Below are 472 nucleotides of genomic sequence, written 5' to 3'. Positions count from 1 at the left end.
TCGCCAACGTCGATCCCGAACTCTTCGCCGCGATCGAACTGGAAAACCGCCGTCAGGAAGATCACATCGAACTGATCGCGTCGGAAAACTACACCTCGCCCGCCGTCATGGCCGCGCAGGGTTCGCAGCTCACCAACAAGTACGCCGAAGGCTATCCCGGTAAGCGTTATTACGGCGGCTGCGAAAACGTCGATATCGTCGAGCAGCTCGCGATCGACCGCGTGAAGGCGCTGTTCGGCGCCGAAGCCGCGAACGTCCAGCCGAACTCGGGCTCGCAGGCCAACCAGGGCGTGTTCTTCGCCGTCCTCAAGCCGGGCGACACCATCATGGGCATGAGCCTCGCCGAAGGCGGTCACCTCACGCACGGCATGGCGCTCAACATGAGCGGCAAGTGGTTCAACGTCGTGAGCTACGGCCTCGACGCGAACGAAGACATCGACTACGAAGCGCTCGAAAAGCGCGCGCATGAAAC

Annotated in this window: 1 pseudogene; it reads left to right on the top strand. The window is 62.1% G+C overall.

Annotated features, from left to right (window positions below):
• Positions 1 to 472 (top strand): annotated as a pseudogene (gene glyA, locus U4Y88_RS37620) (serine hydroxymethyltransferase); the annotation flags it as partial.

The organism is Paraburkholderia sp. J94 (assembly GCF_905220285.1).
Classification (GTDB): domain Bacteria; phylum Pseudomonadota; class Gammaproteobacteria; order Burkholderiales; family Burkholderiaceae; genus Paraburkholderia; species Paraburkholderia tropica_A.
The sequence above is the reverse complement of the archived record's forward strand: the minus strand, read 5'-3'. Positions and strand labels throughout refer to the sequence as shown.